Origin of the sequence: Streptomyces sp. NRRL F-2580, assembly GCF_000720115.1 — a bacterium.
GTDB lineage: Bacteria > Actinomycetota > Actinomycetes > Streptomycetales > Streptomycetaceae > Streptomyces.
Window position 1 is genome coordinate 44,321 of record NZ_JOIR01000039.1, and the last position, 16,088, is coordinate 60,408.

Here is a 16,088-nt window from a genome sequence, read left to right on the forward strand (position 1 = left end):
GGCTCGTGGACGAGGGCGAGGCGGGGGGCCGAGGGAGGGAGGGCCGGGTGCCGGTGGAGATCACCTGGTGGGGTCATGCCACATGCACCGTCGAGGACTCCGGGGTCCGGCTGCTGACGGACCCGTTGTTCGCCCGGCGGCTCGCGCACCTGCGGCGGCGGCGCGGGGCGGTGCCACCGGCCGAGGCCGCGGTGGCGGACGTGGTGCTCGTGTCGCACCTGCACGCCGATCATCTGCACCTGCCGTCGCTGGAGCGGCTCGCGCCCGGCACCCGGCTGCTCGTGCCGCGCGGGGCGCGCCGGGCCGTGCCGGGGCTGGCGCGGGCCGCGGGGCTGCGCGGGCTGCGGGTGACCGAGGTGGCGGCGGGCGAGGAGGTCACCGTACGGGAGGGCGTAGGGGGCGGCGTACGGGTCCGGGCGGTCAGCGCGCGGCACGACGGGCGGCGGCTGCCGTTCGGGCCGCACCTCGCGCCCGCGCTCGGGTACGTGGTCCAGGGCTCGGCGCGGACCTACTTCGCCGGGGACACCGGGCTGTTCGACACGATGGCCGAGGAGGTCGGGCCGCTGGACGTGGCCCTGCTGCCGGTGGGCGGCTGGGGCCCGTACCTGGGCCCGGGGCACCTGGACGCGGGGCGGGCGGCGCAGGCACTGGCCCGGCTCGCGCCCGCGGCGGCGGTGCCGGTGCACTACGGGACGTACTGGCCCGTCGGGATGGACGCGGTGCGGCCGCACGAATTCCACGCGCCGGGCGAGGAGTTCGAGCGCCGGGCCCGGCAGCTGGCACCGAAGGTGACCGTACGGGTCCCCGGGCACGGTGAGCGGGTGCGCCTGCCGTGACGTGGCGCGAGCTCGCGGCGGCGGCTGGCCAGGTGCCGCCGGAGACCACCCAGCAGGCGGTCGGGTACCCGGCGTTGTTCGTGCTGGTGGCTCTGGGCGCGCTGGTGCCGGTGATCCCGACGGGCGCGCTGGTGAGTTCGGCGGCGGTGGTGGCGTTCCATCACCAGTCGCTGCCGTTCGGGGTGTTGCCGGTGGTCGGGGTGTCGGCACTGGCCGCGTTCACCGGGGACATGGCGCTGTACTGGCTCGGGCGGCGCGGGGTCCGCTCGCGCAACGGCTCGCGCCGGCTGGCGGAACTGCGCGGCCGAGCCACCCCCGAACGGCTGGAGCAGGCGCAGACCAAGCTGGAAGGGCACGGGGTCATGGTGTTGGTGCTCTCCCGGCTGGTCCCGGCGGGCCGGATCCCGGTGATGCTGGCCTGCCTGCTGGCGCAGATGCCGCCCCGCCGCTTCGCCCGCGGTGACGCCCCCGCGTGCCTGGCCTGGGCGGTGACGTACGGCCTGATCGGCATCCTGGGCGGCTCGCTGTTCTCGGAGCCGTGGAAGGGCGTGGCGCTGGCGGTGGGCCTGACCCTGCTGATCAGCGCGGGCCCGGCGCTCTGGCGGCGGCTGCGGGGCCGGGGCCCGGGCCGGAGCCGGCGAACGGAGGATTAGACCTCAAGTGCCCTTCGGGTCCTAGGGTCTTGTCCGTCGGGGCAACGAACAGCAGCGAACGGAGCGGATCCACCATGGAGTACTCGCACAGCGACGCGGAACTGGTCCGGCAGCCCATCGGCTACTGGAGCTGGGCCGCCTACGACGCGGTCGTCACCCGCACCCGGGGCGCGCTCGCCGGGATCGGCACCACCCAGCCGCAGTGGTGGGTCCTGGCCCAGGTGGCCCTGGCCGAGGAGGTGAAGACCCGCGCGGAGGTGACCGAGGTGCTGCGCGGCTACCTCGCCGTGGGCGAGGAGGCCCTGGGCGAGGAGATCGACACGACCATCGCCCGCGGCTGGATCACCCAGGACGCCGGGGAGCGCCTCGGGATCACCCCGGAGGGCCGGAAGTTCTACGACGAGGCGGCGGCCCTCCAGGGGCGGTTGTGGGACGAGCGGCACGCGGGCATCTCGGACGAGGAGTACCTGATCACCCTCAAGGTGCTGCAGCGCTTCATCCACAACACGGGCGGGCGGGCCCGGCACCACTAGGACGCGGCCGGCCCCCGGTCCGGGCCGGGGTCGGGGTCTGGGCAGGGACCGGGGCCGAGCAGCGTGCGGGAGGCGCCGATCGGGAGGTCCCAGAGGTGCTCGCGGGGCAGCCCGGCACGGGACCAGGCGGCCCGGGTGCGGTGCAGGGGTTCCATGACCGGTTCGGCGGAGAGCACGAAGGTGGCCCAGTGCATGGGGGCCATCCGGAGCGCCCCGAGGTCGAGGCAGGCCCGGACCGCCTCCTCCGGGTCGGCGTGGACGTCGCCGAGCCACCAGCGCGGTGCGTAGGCGCCGACCGGCAGGAGGGCGAGGTCGATGCCGGGGTGGCGGCGGCCGATCTCGCCGAACCAGTGGCCGTAGCCGGTGTCGCCGGCGAAGTAGACCTTCCGCGGCGTCGGGCTCCGGGTGTCGGTGAGGATCCAGCCGCCCCACAGCGACCGGCAGGTGTCGATCAGCGACCGCTTCGACCAGTGGTGCGCGGGGACGAAATCGAAGCGTACGCCGTCCAGTTCGGCCGATTCCCACCAGTCGAGATCGGTGACCCGGGTGAACCCGCGGCGGCGGAACCAGCCGGCGAGCCCGGCCGGGACGAACAGCGCCGTGTGCCGGGGCAGCCGCTTGAGCGTGGGGGCGTCGAGGTGGTCGTAGTGGTTGTGGCTGATCACCACCGCGTCCACCGGCGGCAGGTCCTCCCAGCGCACTCCGACGGGAGTCACCCGGGCCGGGGTGCCGAGGATCCGCCGGGACCAGACGGGGTCCGTCAGTACGGTCAGCCCGCCGGTCCGCAGCACCCAGCTGGCGTGTCCGGCCCAGGTGACCGAGACCGTCCCGGGGGGCGCGGCGGGCAGCGGGCCCGGCTCGTACGGCAGGTCGGGGATGCCGCGCAGCCCTTCGGGACCGGGCCGGAAGGCGCCTTCGCGGGCGAGCCGGGCGAAGGCGCGGACGCCGGGGAGCGGGGCGGTCAGCCGGTCCGCGAAGGAGCGGGGCCAGCGGCGGTGTTCGCCGAGCGGACGCGGTTGCGGATGCGGCTGCAGAGGCGGCTCCGACTCCGGCGGTGCCGGTGCCGGTGCCTGCGTCGGCCGGGGCGCGGGCGCCGTGGACACGGGGGCGGCGGGGGCGGCGTCCGTCCGGTCCCTCATCGAGCGGTCTCCGTTCACCGGGTCGGGGCAGGCGGGTCGGGTCATCGGCGCGTGTCGGGAGGTCAGGCCAGCCCGGCCAGGACCGATCCGAGCCGGTCGAGGGAGCTCCGTACGTGCGGGAGTGCGAGCGGATCGGGGGCGGTGAGCGCGGCCAGCCGCTCCTGCGGGGTGGCGCCCAGCAGCGGCCCGGTGGACAACCTGACCCGCAGCGCGCCCAGTTCGTCCGCGAAGCGCTGCCCGCCGGGCGTCGGCGCGCCGAGCCGGCCGCCGAGCCAGTCCTCCAGTTCCATGGCGTCGCCGACCCCGTGCCGGGCGAGTCCGGCCCGCAGCGGGGTGAGGTCGGCGTAGAGGTGCCGGCCCGCCTGCGGGGGCCGGGCCAGCGCCCCGGCCGCGAGGAGCTCGCGGTGCGCGGCGGCGGCCACCACGCCGTGCAGGGCGGCGGCCGCGTGGGCGCGTCCGGCGACGGCGTCGGATTCGTCGAGGGCGTGTGCGGCGGCGCCCGCCACGGGTCCGGCGACCATCGCTCCGGTGGCGGTGAGGACGTCGAGGGTGCGGGCGCGCAGCCAGGTCCGGCGGGCGGTGCCGGGGAAGCGGATCACGGCGGCGGGCCAGCCGGCGGGCAGCAGCGCGCCGGACAGGTCGACGAGGACGGCCGCCTGTTCGGGGAGCATCTCGGCGGGGCTCAGGACCAGGGTGTCGTGGGGCCGGTGGACGGTGTCGCGCCAGCTCTCGTCGCTGACGACGAACAGCCCGGCGGACTCGGCGGCCTCGCAGGCCTCGCGCAGCATCTCGGGCGGCGGGACGGTCGCGGTCGGGTCGTCGGCGACGGACAGCAGCAGCACCCGCGGGTCGCCGCCCTCGACGCGCACCCGCCGTACGGTCTCCAGCAGCGCGTAGGGGTCCGGTACGCCGCCGCACTCGGCCGGGGTCGGCACGTGGTAGGCCCGTCGTCCCAGCAGCCGGACCTGCGGGGTCCACCAGGCGGGACAGGGCCGGGGCAGCATCACGTCGCCCCCGTACGCCCCGAGCACGGCGAGGAGCAGCGCGGGGGCGCCGGGTCCGGCGGCGACGTGCTCCGGGGAGGTGGCGAGCCCGCGGCGCCCCCAGTGCCGGCAGGCGGCCTCGCGTACGGCTTCCCCGCCGCCCGGGGGCTCAGGGGCGGCGCGGCCGGCGGCCGCGGCGAGGACGGAAAGCAGTTCGGGGAGCACGGGCAGGCCCGGCTGGGGTGCGGGCGGCCCGTACCGGACCGGGCCGCGGCCCTCCGTCGCCGTGCGCTGCGTCCCCGCCACCGTGTGCCGCCTTCCGCGCTCGTCCGGCCACGCGCCGGTGGCCCAGGCCTCGACCTGATCTGACCTGCTCCTGAACCCCGATCCTGACCTTTATACGATTATTTGTGGCTCTGTGCCCGTTACCTGGACGTAGGGAGCCGACCGCGGGCGCCGGGCTCAGCCCTTCCGCCCCACCAAGCCGAGCAGCCTGGTCTGCGCGTTCGCACCGGCCGGCACCTCCAGCGGCGCCGCGAACATCCCGCTCGCCGCGAGCGCGTCGGCGTACGGCATGACCTCCTTGATGGAGAACTCGACGAGGCCGTCCGGCAGCCTGTCGTCGGCGCCGATGCCCCGCGCGAGGTCCCACGTGTGCACGACGCAGTCGGCGGTCAGCTCCGAGCAGTACGCCGAACCGAGCGCGGGCCCGTACGAGAGCCGCACGGTCCGGTCCAGCGCGCCGGACGCGGCGAAGGCGGCGTGCGCGGCGGCCGAGGCCTCTTCCCATGCGGCCACCGGGTCCTCGCCCAGCACGTCGCCGGAGAACGCGTCGCCGAGCTCCTCGACGGTGCGGCCCTCGGTGACCAGCGGCGGGATCCAGAGCTGCTCGCCGGTGACGTGGTTGACCAGCTCCCGCACGTTCCATTCCGTGCACGGGGTCGGCGCGTCCCACTGGTCGTCCCTGACGGCGCGCACCCGTTCGCCGAAGAGCCGCAGCGCCTCGGCGTGCTGTTCGAGCAGCGTCTCCGGCATGGCCCTCACCGTCCTCTGCCATGTCAACGCCCCCTGGGGCCACTCTCCTCGCACCCGCATCGCCCTGCCACCGACCGGCCGTGGATGCGGCCAACCCCCTTGGTGCACAAGGATGGTGTCCACATGTCAAAACGCATATCTCAGATGACGAACTGATCGTCTACGGTGGTCGCAACGCTTTCGACGAGGAGGGCCGGCCATGCACGCCGCCAAGGAAACCGCCGTCTACACGCACGGCCACCACGAGTCGGTCCTGCGCTCGCACCGCTGGCGCACCGCCGAGAACTCCGCCGCGTACCTGATCGGCGAGCTGCGCCCGGGGATGTCCGTACTGGACGTCGGCTGCGGCCCGGGCACGATCACCGCGGACCTGGCGGAGCTGGTCGCGCCGGGCGGGCGGGTCACCGCGGTCGACGCGGCGCGGGATGTGGTCGAGCAGGCCCGGGCGCACGCGGCGGAGCGCGGGGTGAGCGGCATCGAGTTCGGCACGGCGGACGTCCACGCGCTGGACTTCCCGGACGACTCCTTCGACGTGGTCCACGCCCACCAGGTGCTCCAGCACGTGGGCGACCCGGTGCAGGCGCTGCGCGAGATGCGGCGGGTGTGCCGGCCGGGCGGGATCGTGGCCGCGCGCGACGCCGACTACGCGGCGATGACCTGGTACCCGGCGACGCCGGGCCTGGACGAATGGCTGGACCTGTACCGGCGCGTCGCCCGCGCCAACGGGGGCGAGCCGGACGCGGGGCGCCGGCTGCGGGCGTGGGCCCGGCAGGCCGGCTTCACGGACGTGACCTCGTCGGCGACGGCCTGGTGCTTCGCCACCCCGGAGGAGGCCGCGTGGTGGTCGTCGCTGTGGGCGGACCGTACGACGGCCTCCGCGTACGCGGCCAGGGCCACCGGCGGGGGGCACGCGGCGGCCTCTGACCTGGCCGCCGCCGCGGAGGCCTGGCGCACGTGGGGTGCGGACCCCGACGCCTGGTTCTCGGTCCTGAACGGCGAGATCCTCTGCCGGGCCTGACCCCGCGGCCCGGCGCGGTGCCACCTCCCGGGGCTCCGCCCCAGCGGCGGCCGGGCGGCCGGGCGCCTACAGAGGGGGCCGCATGCGGAAGTCGTAGCGGGGTGGGAGCGGGCGGTCGGTGAGGGCGGACCAGGCCTCTGACAGGGTCTCCTCGCCCTCGCGGAGGTCCGGGATCTCGAAGCCGTCCTCGAAGACCCGGCCCGCCGCGGCGACATGGCCCTCCGCCGCCAGCAGCCGCGCGGCGAGCAGCCGGAAGCGGCCATGTTCCCGCAGGGCCGGCCGGAGCCGGTCCCAGACGCGGCGGGCTTCCGGGAGGCGGCCGGCGGCCAGCAGGGCCGCCATCGCCTCACGGCCCAGCGCGGCCTCCGCCGGGGCCCACGTCTCACCGCCGCGGCTCTCCCCCGCCAGGTCCTCGAAGGCCGCCGCGTACCCGTCGGCCGCCCGCGCCGGATCCCCGGCCAGCGCGTCCGCCACCGCCAGGCACCTCAGCAGCGGCCACCGCGACGGCGCCAGCGCCAGCCCGCGCTCCCAGCTCCGTACGGCCTGCGCCACGTCCCCGGCGTGCCACTGGGCCACGCCGAGGTGGTACTCGGTCAGCGGATCCGCCGGGGCCGTCTCCAGCATGTCCCGCCAGTGCGCGGCGACCAGGCTCGGGCCCGGCGGAACCACCCGCCGCGGGGTGGGGAGGACGCCCGTGCGCCACAGCTCCAGCCAGGGGGCCTGCTCCTCGCCGAGGGTGGACTCGTCGAAGGGGGTGCCCGGCAGTGGGAAGCCACCGCACATCACTTCCAGCGCGCCCCAGCCGGAGCCCGCCGCGAGCCGCTCCCCCGGTTCGGTGTCGGCGCACTCGCGCCACGCCTTGTACGCCGTCTCCACCCGCTCCGCCGGCAGCGCCCGCGCCAGCGCGTGCTCGGCCGCGCCGCGCGCCGCCGCCCAGTCGGCCCCGTGCACGGCGGCGGGTTCCGCGGCCAGCGGCCCGTACGCCTCCAGCCAGCTGAACTCCCCGCCGCCCTCCAGCCGTACGTGCTCCAGCTGGGTGCGGGCCAGCCCGGCCTGGATCTCCGCGTAGCCGCCCGTGCCCGGCTCGGTCAGCCACTCCTGCCAGCGCCGGCCGCCGCCGCCCGCGCCCCACACGAACAGCTTGCGCCCGCGCAGCCGCCCGGTGGAGGTCTGCACGAGCCCCTGCCCGGCCGCGTCCAGCGAGGCGATCCAGGGTCTGGCCCCGGGCTCGACCTCGTAGAAGAAGTCGGCCGGGTACTCGCTGCGCAGCGGGTACGTGCGGTCCGTGCCCTCCCACTCCGGTACGGGGACGCGGCGCAGCGCGCGCTCGTAGCCGAAGTGCCAGGCCTCGTCGGCGGGGGCGAGCACCCGGGTGCCCGCGTCCTCGGGTACGGCGATGTTGGACCACCAGTACACGGGCGCCGGCCGTTCGTGCGGGTTGCGCACGCGGACGCCGACGTAGAGGAACTCCGCGTCGGCGGGCAGCCACAGGTCCACCTGGAAGGGCAGGTCGCGCAGCCGCTCCCACTCCCACAGCCGGACCATCACGCCCCCGTCCGGGGCGGGGACGAGCGCGGCGTGCAGCGGGGCGCAGGAGAGCGTGGTGTGGCCGGTCGCGCCGATGTTCCACTCGATGCCGCCGGAGAACCAGGCCCCGTTCAGCGCGAAGTTCGCGGGCTGGAACACCGGGTTGCGGTACAGCAGTTCGCGGCCCGTCGGCAGGTGCAGGAGCGAGTGGACGCGCCCGCCCAGCTCCGGGAGCACGGTGACCCGCAGGTGGTCGTTCTCGATGACGATCGTCTCGAACTCCCGCTCCGGCCGCTCCCGTCGGTACCCGTCCCGGATCCGGACGGGCAGCAGGGAGCGCAGGGGCTCGTACCCGATCTGCCGTGCCATCTCGCGCGGCAGCCCGTCGCGCGACCGGTCGTCCAGCGCGTGCACGCCGTCGGGCGCGCGCAGGGCGGGCAGGGGGTTCTCGGCGCCCAGCGGGGCTGCGGGAAGGGTCAGTACGGCGCGGCGGACGATGGTGGCCATGGGGAAATGGAACACGCCGGGGCGGCCGGTGCACAGGGGTTCCGCGGATCACCACCGGTCAGGATTACGCAAAGCCCCTCGTGCGGTCCTACCGGAAGGCGCCCGCGACCAGATCGGCCAGCAATGCGCCGGCGCGCCCGTCCGGGTCCAAATCCGGGTCGTAGATGGTGACGTTGATCCCGACGCAGCGCGGTGAGCGCGCCAGTACGCCGAGCAGCTCGGCGAGTTCGTCGGGGATCAACCCGCCCGGGTCGGGGCTGTCCACGGCCGGCATGACGGCCGGGTCCAGCACGTCGGCGTCCAAGTGCACCCAGAATCCGGCGGTCTCCGGCGGGTGCAGCCCTTCCAGCGCCGCCCGCGCGACCGGTCCGGCCCCGCGCTCGCGGATCTCCCCGACGGTGGCCACGGAGATCCCGGCCGCGTGCAGTTCCGCGAGGTCCGGGTCCCCGTCCCGCAGGCCGAAGAGCCGTACGTCCTCGTCCCGCAGGTAGGGGGCCCGCCCCTCCAGGTCGGCGAGATCGGCCTGGCCGCGGCCGGTGGAGAGGGCGAGCTCCTCTCCGCCGGCCGCGCCGACGGGCCCGTTCACGGCCTCGTTGCCGGGGTGGCGGAAGTCCGCGGAGCCGTCGATCGCGGCCAGTCCGTACCGTCCGATCCGGCGCATGGCGAGGGCGGCGCCCAGCTGGATCGAACAGTCGCCGCCGAGGACGACGGGGAACTCCCCGGCCCGCAGGTGGCGTTCGATCCGGTCGGCGAGCGTGACGGTGTAGGCGGCGAGGGCCTCGGCGTGGAAGACGCCGTCGCCCTCCTGCCAGTCGCCGCGGTCGTAGCGCGGCGGGACGACCACCCCGCCCTCGCGCGCGCCGAGCCGGGCGAGGAGGCCCTGTTCGCGCAGGGCACCGGCGAGCTTGTAGACGCCGGGTACGGCGCCGGGCGCGGGCGGGCGCAGACCGAGGTTGGACGGGGCGTCGAGGAGCACCAGGGTTCGCATGCCCTCATCCTGTGCGATGAGCCCCCTCGGGAACCTGCATTTCGGCGGTGATCGCCCAGCGCTCGTGGTCGCGCCAGGCTCCGTCGACGTACAGGAAGTCGGGGGAGAGTCCTTCGAGGCGGAAGCCCGCTCCCCGCACGAGGGCGAGGGAGGCGGTGTTGCCGGGCTGGACGTTGGCCTCCAGGCGGTGCAGCCCGAGGCCGTGGTCGGCTTCGGGGGCGAAGGCGTGGGTGAGGACCAGCCCGAGGGCTTCGCGGAACAGGCCCCGCCCGGCGGCGTGCGCGAAGGCCCCGTAGCCGAGGGCCCCGCACTGGAAGGCCCCGCGCACGATGTTGTTGACGTTGACGAAGCCGGCGATGGCTCCGGTCTCCCGCTCGCAGACCAGGAACCCGGCGCGGCCCTCGCCTTCGGTCAGCCGGGCCGCGTACGGCTCGTACTCCTCGATGGTGGCGGGCGGCGCCAGCCACGGACGGTGGAGCTCGCGGCTCTCGTGCACGCGTGCGGTGAACTCGGGGCCGTCAGCGAGCCGGAAGGGGCGCAGGCCCACGCGCTCGCCCTCCCGGAGGTAGGTCGAAAGGGTCATCACCCCAGGAGGATGCCAGGCGTGCGGGCGCGGCTGCTCAACGAGCGTCAGTACCACCCTTCGCGGTCGCCCGAAGTGAGCTCTGCGACAGCCGCGTCCTGGACGTTCTCGATGTCGCGGATGTAGGGCACGGCATTCGGGGTGTGCGTGCAGAAGGTGACGGTGGCGGTCAGGAGATCATCGCCCTCTCCGCCCATGGAAAGGGTGACGTACGACCGTACTTCCTGGTCTCCGAATTTCCGCTCCGCTTCGACGAGACAGGCGAAGGCATAGGCAAGACACCTCCTGAGGAGGGGGCCGGTCCGCTCGGACGCCGCCGCCGGGAGGTCATAGTCGATCATGCCTCGTCCGTTGATCGACGTCTCCTCCTGGAGCACGTCGAAATACGAGCTGGTGAGCTCGGGGACAAGTCCGGTCAGTACACGGGCGCCGTTGGGGGTGTACGACCAGCCTTCGGCCGCCACCTCGTGGAACATGGGCGGGATGTCGCGGTCCGTGAGTTCCGCGACGGGGTACTCCGCCAGCATCCGGGTCATCTTCTCATTGATTTTCATGACTATCCCTCACCGAGAGCGGAGAGGCCCTTTCTGATTGCGGCGATGAATCCCGGGCTGTTCCCTACGGACTTTTCAATGGAGCGCGGCAGCCCATCGAACTTCCCCGTCTCGAAATCATACTGATACTTCGCACTCTTGTTGGCCTGGTCCTGGAAATGCAGCTGCCCCGGGCGTCCGCCGGGATCCGGGTTCTCCACATCGATGCGGTACTGCCCGTGGTTCCACAGCGTCTTGCTCGTGATCTGCGTGCCGTTGGCCCCGATCATTCCCTTGGCATCGGGGTCCTTGATGCCGTAGAGATCACGCATCTCCTCGACGCGCTTGCGCACGACCTCAGGGTGGTACGGGTCCTTCTCGAATCCCGGCTGGGAGGTGTAACCCTCCCGGAGCGGCGTGTACTTGGGTGCGAGGCCGAGAGGGTCGAACCAGGTCAGGGGGTTGTGTACGTAGGCGGACGGATTGGGTGCCGCCGCCAGCCCGAGGGGGTCAAGGGTGAGGTATCGCGCCGCTTCCGGGTCGTAGTGGCGGAAGTAGTTGTAGTGGAGTCCGGATTCGGGGTCGAAGTACTGCCCGGGGAAGCGGAGCGGTGTGTACGCCGTACTCGAGCTGCTCCAGGTCGTGGTGCCCCACAGCGTGCTGCGGGATCGCCACACCACATGGCCGGATTCGTCGATGAGTTCACCGGGGGTGCCGACGAGGTCCGTGACGAGGGCGAAGAAGCGCTCGTCGACCACGTCCTGCGCGTCGTCCGCCGTGAGGAGGCGCTCGGTCTGCGCCAGCGGACGCAGGCCGTTGTGGTCCCAGGTGGTGGCCACCGGATGGGGCAGCTCGGGTGCGGTGGCGACCTGTTCGCACAAGGTGGTTCCGTCCCAGGTGAAGGTCACCTGCTCCGTCACCGTGGCCCCGTCCTCCCCGAGTCGCTGTTTGGCGATGCGGCGGCCGAGCGGGTCGTAGAGGTACTTCCACACCGTGCCGTCCGGTGTCGTCACCTTCGACAGGCGGTCCTCCGCATCCCACACGTAGTGCCAGGTGTCCGCCTTGCGTGAGATCCGCTTCTTCCGCCGGACCGTGACCCGGCCGAGGTCGTCGTGCTCGTAGCGGACGCTTCCGGCCTCGACCAGCGCGGTACCCGCGTACGAACGGCGACCGGTTGCCTCTTGCGCGGCATGTGAGCGGGCCCAGTGGGCCTCGGTCTGGTTACCGGCCTCGTCGTACGCGTACTGCTCGGTCCAGTTCGCGGCCCGTACAGCGGTCACGCGGCCGCCTGAGTCCAGGTCGAACCTCTTCGTCCCCGACTGATCGTCCGCGAGGGCGACGAGATGACCGTCGGCGCGGTAGGTGTAATCACGCCGCTGGATGCCGCGGCCGCGGCTGCTGACCTGCTGGCTGGTGAGCCGGCCCATGGCATCGACCTGCGACACCAGCGAGAGCGACTCCCCGATGTGGCGGGCGGTCTCGTGTCCCGCGGCGTCGTGTTCGAAGGTGACCGCGCGCTCCGACGTCGTGAGCGAGACGCGGCGGCCCGCGGCATCGTAGCTCCAGCGGCTGACGACACCGCTGGGGGTGGTGCGGCTCACCCGGCGGCCGAGCAGGTCGTACGTGTACCGGACCGTCCGACCGTTCACCGTCTCGTGGTTGAGACGCCCGTGGCGGTCGCGGATGACAGCGAGCGTCGCATCCGGTCCCACGGCGTGCGTGACTTGGTCGAACAGGTCGTATTCAAAAGTGGTCGTCCGGCCGTCGGCTTCCTTGGAGACCGCGTTGTCGAGCACATCACGCGCGTAGCGCACCACTCGGCCCGCCGCATCGGTCCGTGCCGTGAGTCGGCCGGCGACATCGCGTGCGTACGAAATGGTCCGACCGTCGAAATCGCTCTCGGACACGAGGCGGCCCACGGCGTCGTACTCGTAGTCCCAGGTCAGGCCATTGGGGTTGCGTACCTGCGTCAGGCGGAGCTCATGGTCGTGCAGGAATTCGTATCGCGCCCCGTCGGCGCCGGTACGGGCCGTCATGAGGTCGAAGTGCGTGTACTCGAACCGGGACACGGCGCCCATGGCATCCGTGTGGGTGAGGCAGTTGCCCTCGCCGTCGTAGGTCCACCACTGCTCGGAGGCGTCACCGTCGACACGGTGGGCGAGTCGGCCCTCCGGCGTCCACTCGAAGCGGGTGGTGCTGCCGACCGGGTCGACCAGGACGATCGGGCGTCCGAATCCGTCGCGCTCGATCCGGGTCGTGTGGCCGAGGGGGTCGGTGATCTCGACGGGCAGCCCCGCGTCGTTGTTGCGGATGTGCGTGGTGTTGCCGAGCGCGTCGGTGACAGCGGTGGTACGGCCGCCCTCGTCGTACGTGTAGCGGGTGACAGCACCGGCCGAGTCCTCGACCAGGAACCCGTTGCCGCGCTCGTCATAGTGTCGGCGAACGGTCGTCCGATCGGGATGGGTGATACGTGTCGGTCGCCCCATCGGGCCGTAGTCCGCCGACAGTTCCCGGCCGTCCGGCCGTATCACGGAGGTGGGGCGGCCCGCCCCGTCGTACGTGAAGCGTGTCGTGCGACCGAGGGGATCCGTATGGGTCAGCAGCCGGTTGTACCGGTCGCGCTCGAAGCGCGTGACCTCGCCGTGCGGATCGATCTCCGCGCAGATCTGATGGGCTTCGTTGACGAGGTAGCGGTGAACGGCCCCACTGCTGGTGGTCGCCGTCGTGACACGCCGACCCGTGCCGGGGTCGTGTCCGTACTCCAGGCGGAGGGCGACGTGGCCTTCCGCACCGCCCTCGGCGACGCAGCGGTCGTGCTCGTCGTAGGCGTACTCGTAGCGGCTGTCGTTGGTGTCGGTCCATGACGTCACCCGGCCACGGTCGTCGTAGGTGAACCGCAGTGGCAGCCCGGAGGAGTTGATGACGTCGGTCAGATGGCCGTCGGTGTAGCCGTAACGGAGTATCTCCTGGTCACGGCCGTCAGATGTGGCACCGACCAGGTGAAGCGCGGTGATCCGTCCCTCGTCGGCGGTCAGTTTCAGTCGGTAGCCGCCGTGGTGGACGATCGAGCTGGGCGCGTCAGAGGCGGCGTCGTATTCGAACGTGATCCAGTTTCCGTTGCGGTCGTCGATCTGGACGAGCCGGGCCTCATCCGGATCGCGCGTCTCGAAGCGCCGCACTCGGCCGGTGTCCGGATCTGTGATCGTGTAGTCCCCGTTCGGGTCGCGGTCGAGTGACCACCGCGGCCCATGGGTCGGCAGGACGGGAACACCGGGCGCGGGGTGGGGGTAGCTGAGGAGCAGGCCGTCCTCGGAGACGAAGACGAGCCCTTCCGAGTCGATCTCCAGGCGCTGGTCGGCGGTGGACGACCAAGAGGGACCGAACCAGCGGCCGGCGCGGTAGTCGGACGCGACCCTGCGACGGAACACGAGGGGAAGTGTGCCGGGGAGGACGACATCGGTCTGGGGCAGGTACATGGCGCCGGTGGCCAGGTCGATCGGGTCCGACGGGTCCGTCTCCGCCGCCCTTTCCGTACGGGAGGGGTTGGCGGGGTCGTCCACGCCCCGGCGCGCGGGGCCCTTGATGTCGTCGAGGTGTTTGGCGGCGGAGGCGACCTTCTTGGCGGTGCCCAGGCCCTTGGAGCCGACGAGTTCGGGTATGAGCTTGCCGATGCCTTCCGAGGGGTCCTTCATGAACTCGTCGAGCATCTGCTTGCCCGCGCCCATCGGGTCGTTGGCCATGGTGACCAGGCCGGCCGCGGTCGAGTTCAGGTTGGTCAGGAACTCGGCGGGATGGGTCAGGTTGTACGGGTCCAGCGGGTTCAGGCCGCGGGCGAAGTTGACCACGCCGGCCGTGCCCTTGATGACGCCGCCGACCAGGTGGGTGGAGGCGAGGTCGAGGTAGTCCATGCCGTCGCCGAGCTGCTCGGTGTACGAGGGCTTGGGCGGGGCGGCGTCGCGGGCCGCGCGGACGGCCGCGGCGACGGTGCCGGCCTGCTCGTTGCGCTGGGTGCGGGCGTCCGCGAGCTTCTCCTGTGCGGCCTTGGCCATGGCCTCGCCGGGGTCGGGGTAGTCCTGCGACGGGCGGGGCGGCAGGTGTTCCGACTTCGCCTTCACGGCGTCGTTGTACGTCTTGACGAGCTTCTTGTGCGCCTCGTAGGCGTCCTCGGAGGCCTTCTTCGCCTTGTTGTAGTCGTCGAGGGCCTCCTTCGCCTTGCCCTGCGCCCACTCGACGGTTTCGGCGAACCGGCCCATCGCGTCGGCGGCCTTCCCGAAGGCATCGGCCGCGTTGAACCAGCGCGGCGGCTCCTTCGCGACGGACTCGCGGAACGCGCTCGCGGCCGCGCCCTTGAGCCCGTCGGGCTCGGTCAGATTCTTCAGACCGTTGCCGACGGACTCGAAGGCATTCTTGAAGTCGTTGAGGTGGGCGACCTGCTCGCGGATCTTCGAAGGGCTGCCGTAGACCAGCCGCTTCGGGTCCTCGGTCTGGCCGAGTTCGAGCTCGGCGACATCCGCGCCGAGCTGGTTCGCGGCGGAGCGGCTCTTGTCGCGGACCCAGTCGCTCGCATCGTGCAGGCCGACATCGTCGGCGACGTCGGCGACCTTGTCACCGCCCCACTCGACGAGGTCACCGACGTCCTCGGCACGGTCCTCGACCCAGTCCTCCGCCGAGTCCGGTACGAAATCCCGCCAGCCCATCTAGCCCTTCCCCCCGTTGCCCCCGCCGGACTGGTCCAGCAGGTCCTTCAACGAACCGATCTTCCCGGACGAGGTCACCGTGTCCTTGGTGTCCGACCAGGTCTGCTTGATCTCCTGCTGACCCTTCTCGAACGACTCGGCGCTGTAGTCCGGCTTGTAGACGTCGGCGCGGAAGATGTCGCCCCACGCCTTCTGCTCGATCTCGTCCTCACTGGCGTACGGATTGCCGTACGCGGCGTTCGCGACGACCTTGAAGGAGCCCTGGATGTACTGCTCCTCCTCCCACATCGTCCCCGCCGCGATCCCCAGGTTCCCCGCGAGCGTCGACGCGTCCTGGATCAGGGCACGGACCCCCCACTCCCAGCGCTCGCAGAAGTCCTCGAAGTCGGCCGCCAGCCCGGCGTGCCCGGTCTCCATCCCCGTCATCGACAGGTTCTCGAACCCGGCGCCCTGCGACGCGCCCGCTGCGTCCCCGGATTCGCGCAGCTCCGATATCGCCGCCCGCAGACCGCTCTGGATCGCCGCTACCGCCTGCGGGGAGACCTCGAGGTCACCGTCGCCCGCCATCAGGCCACCGCCCCACGGCCACCGTCGGCGTCCGGATCGACGTCCACGGCGAACGAGTCCGGGACGATCCCGGCCACCGGCGGGAACAACATCGACCCGTCGCAGTCCGCCACGTTGACCGCGACTCCCGTCGGACGGTCCGACATCGGTACCACCGCGTCCACGAGCCGCGCACCGAGCATCGTCAGGTACGGCCACTCCCGGTCGCCCTCGCCACGCGCCCGGGCGAACCGGAACAACGCCTCCTCGTCCGTGAACGCGTACAGCCAGCGGATCCCGCCCGACACGGCCGACATCACACCACCAGCGGCATTCGCATCGGCACCGACATCGGCAAGCGGAACGAGCAGGGCAGCGCGGCGGAATTCGCCCACCAAACGCCCCGGATCCCCTAGACGAGTAAGTCCGATGTCTTCGGGTGCATAAAGCGAGGGTCTCGTTGGTTCGTTTGTGACGACAAACCTGGAGACCCTCGCGACTGCACTGTAC

The 16,088-nt window shown here is 72.7% G+C and carries 14 protein-coding genes; 4 read left to right on the top strand and 10 right to left on the bottom strand.

Annotation, left to right across the window (positions count from 1 at the left end):
* The first annotated feature begins 47 nt into the window (after positions 1 to 47).
* From IF88_RS0132530 to IF88_RS0132540, 3 genes are all read left to right on the top strand, one after another.
* Positions 48 to 836 (top strand): MBL fold metallo-hydrolase, encoded by a 789-nt coding sequence (locus IF88_RS0132530; protein WP_030720708.1) that lies wholly within the window; start codon positions 48 to 50, stop codon positions 834 to 836.
* A complete protein-coding gene (locus IF88_RS0132535) occupies positions 833 to 1,489 on the top strand; it encodes a DedA family protein (protein WP_030720711.1) in 657 nt (218 codons plus the stop codon). The genes IF88_RS0132530 and IF88_RS0132535 overlap by 4 nt, the downstream gene beginning before the upstream one ends.
* 74 nt (positions 1,490 to 1,563) lie before the next feature.
* A complete protein-coding gene (locus tag IF88_RS0132540) occupies positions 1,564 to 2,022 on the top strand; it encodes a hypothetical protein (RefSeq protein WP_030720714.1) in 459 nt (152 codons plus the stop codon).
* Here IF88_RS0132540 and IF88_RS0132545 read toward each other — a convergent pair.
* From IF88_RS0132545 to IF88_RS0132555, 3 genes are all read right to left on the bottom strand, one after another.
* Positions 2,019 to 3,161, bottom strand: a complete 1,143-nt coding sequence (locus IF88_RS0132545; RefSeq protein ID WP_051837925.1) for an MBL fold metallo-hydrolase — start codon at positions 3,159 to 3,161, stop codon at positions 2,019 to 2,021. The two genes, IF88_RS0132540 and IF88_RS0132545, sit on opposite strands and share 4 nt — an antisense overlap.
* Positions 3,162 to 3,223: 62 nt before the next feature.
* On the bottom strand, positions 3,224 to 4,450 hold the full coding sequence (locus tag IF88_RS0132550) for an aminotransferase class I/II-fold pyridoxal phosphate-dependent enzyme (protein ID WP_030720721.1): 1,227 nt from the start codon (positions 4,448 to 4,450) through the stop codon (positions 3,224 to 3,226).
* A 156-nt stretch (positions 4,451 to 4,606) separates the two neighbouring features.
* Entirely contained in the window at positions 4,607 to 5,179 is a 573-nt protein-coding gene (locus tag IF88_RS0132555; RefSeq protein WP_030720724.1) for a TIGR03086 family metal-binding protein, read from the bottom strand.
* A 199-nt stretch (positions 5,180 to 5,378) separates the two neighbouring features.
* Between IF88_RS0132555 and IF88_RS0132560 the strand changes: the two genes are divergently transcribed.
* Complete coding sequence (locus IF88_RS0132560; RefSeq protein WP_030720727.1) at positions 5,379 to 6,197, top strand: methyltransferase domain-containing protein; 819 nt, start codon at positions 5,379 to 5,381, stop codon at positions 6,195 to 6,197.
* Positions 6,198 to 6,263: 66 nt separating this feature from the next.
* On the opposite strand, the gene IF88_RS0132565 is transcribed toward IF88_RS0132560, so the two are convergent.
* From IF88_RS0132565 to IF88_RS0132595, 7 genes are all read right to left on the bottom strand, one after another.
* A complete protein-coding gene (locus IF88_RS0132565) occupies positions 6,264 to 8,231 on the bottom strand; it encodes a DUF5107 domain-containing protein (protein ID WP_030720730.1) in 1,968 nt (655 codons plus the stop codon).
* Positions 8,232 to 8,319: 88 nt separating this feature from the next.
* Positions 8,320 to 9,219 carry an arginase family protein gene (locus tag IF88_RS0132570; protein ID WP_030720733.1) on the bottom strand — a complete coding sequence of 300 codons (900 nt, stop codon included), beginning with the start codon at positions 9,217 to 9,219 and terminating at the stop codon, positions 8,320 to 8,322.
* 4 nt (positions 9,220 to 9,223) lie between these two features.
* The gene (locus IF88_RS0132575; RefSeq protein WP_030720736.1) at positions 9,224 to 9,802 is read right to left on the bottom strand and encodes a GNAT family N-acetyltransferase; all 579 of its coding nucleotides are present in this window, start codon (positions 9,800 to 9,802) and stop codon (positions 9,224 to 9,226) included.
* Positions 9,803 to 9,849: 47 nt separating this feature from the next.
* Positions 9,850 to 10,329, bottom strand: a complete 480-nt coding sequence (locus IF88_RS0132580) for a hypothetical protein (protein WP_158754705.1) — start codon at positions 10,327 to 10,329, stop codon at positions 9,850 to 9,852.
* Positions 10,330 to 10,358: 29 nt separating this feature from the next.
* Positions 10,359 to 15,032 carry a putative T7SS-secreted protein gene (locus IF88_RS0132585; protein WP_030720741.1) on the bottom strand — a complete coding sequence of 1,558 codons (4,674 nt, stop codon included), beginning with the start codon at positions 15,030 to 15,032 and terminating at the stop codon, positions 10,359 to 10,361.
* Entirely contained in the window at positions 15,033 to 15,599 is a 567-nt protein-coding gene (locus IF88_RS0132590) for a hypothetical protein (protein ID WP_037807853.1), read from the bottom strand. It abuts the gene before it with no gap.
* The gene (locus tag IF88_RS0132595) at positions 15,599 to 15,973 is read right to left on the bottom strand and encodes a hypothetical protein (protein WP_234323771.1); all 375 of its coding nucleotides are present in this window, start codon (positions 15,971 to 15,973) and stop codon (positions 15,599 to 15,601) included. The genes IF88_RS0132590 and IF88_RS0132595 overlap by 1 nt, the downstream gene beginning before the upstream one ends.
* Between the last annotated feature and the right edge of the window lie 115 nt (positions 15,974 to 16,088).

Excerpts from the sequence above, each read along its gene's own strand:
- IF88_RS0132540 (WP_030720714.1), top strand. The coding sequence starts at position 1,564 with ATGGAGTACTCGCACAGCGACGCGGAACTGGTCCGGCAGCCCATCGGC.
- IF88_RS0132545 (WP_051837925.1), bottom strand. The coding sequence starts at position 3,161 with ATGAGGGACCGGACGGACGCCGCCCCCGCCGCCCCCGTGTCCACGGCG.
- IF88_RS0132555 (WP_030720724.1), bottom strand. The coding sequence starts at position 5,179 with ATGCCGGAGACGCTGCTCGAACAGCACGCCGAGGCGCTGCGGCTCTTC.
- IF88_RS0132560 (WP_030720727.1), top strand. The coding sequence starts at position 5,379 with ATGCACGCCGCCAAGGAAACCGCCGTCTACACGCACGGCCACCACGAG.
- IF88_RS0132565 (WP_030720730.1), bottom strand. The coding sequence starts at position 8,231 with ATGGCCACCATCGTCCGCCGCGCCGTACTGACCCTTCCCGCAGCCCCG.
- IF88_RS0132570 (WP_030720733.1), bottom strand. The coding sequence starts at position 9,219 with ATGCGAACCCTGGTGCTCCTCGACGCCCCGTCCAACCTCGGTCTGCGC.
- IF88_RS0132575 (WP_030720736.1), bottom strand. The coding sequence starts at position 9,802 with ATGACCCTTTCGACCTACCTCCGGGAGGGCGAGCGCGTGGGCCTGCGC.
- IF88_RS0132580 (WP_158754705.1), bottom strand. The coding sequence starts at position 10,329 with ATGCTGGCGGAGTACCCCGTCGCGGAACTCACGGACCGCGACATCCCG.
- IF88_RS0132585 (WP_030720741.1), bottom strand. The coding sequence starts at position 15,032 with ATGGGCTGGCGGGATTTCGTACCGGACTCGGCGGAGGACTGGGTCGAG.
- IF88_RS0132590 (WP_037807853.1), bottom strand. The coding sequence starts at position 15,599 with ATGGCGGGCGACGGTGACCTCGAGGTCTCCCCGCAGGCGGTAGCGGCG.